This is a genomic window from Streptomyces sp. L-9-10, from assembly GCF_004151105.1.
Lineage (GTDB): Bacteria > Actinomycetota > Actinomycetes > Streptomycetales > Streptomycetaceae > Streptomyces.
In genome coordinates this window covers 1-201 of sequence record NZ_PHRF01000078.1, presented here as the reverse complement: position 1 = coordinate 201, position 201 = coordinate 1, and the positions used below count along the sequence as shown (strand labels likewise).

At 64.7% G+C, this 201-nt stretch carries 1 protein-coding gene; it reads right to left on the bottom strand.

The genetic code is table 11. From position 1 onward, the window contains the following. Positions 1-201, bottom strand: a 201-nt coding sequence (locus CU044_RS39195) for a hypothetical protein (protein WP_129770093.1), incomplete at both ends; no start/stop codon positions are given.

Below are 201 nucleotides of genomic sequence, written 5' to 3'. Positions count from 1 at the left end.
CCACCCGTCCACACCTCACCCAGACCCGCGAAACACCCCGCATCCTCCTCCGCCAGCACATCAAACAACGCCTTCGTCAAAAACAACCCCGACACCCCGCGCGCCACCGCATCCCGCACCACCGACACACTCACCTCACCCCCCGCCACATCCACCGTCCCACCATTCAACAACGGCACCCACACCTCATACGTCGCCGCA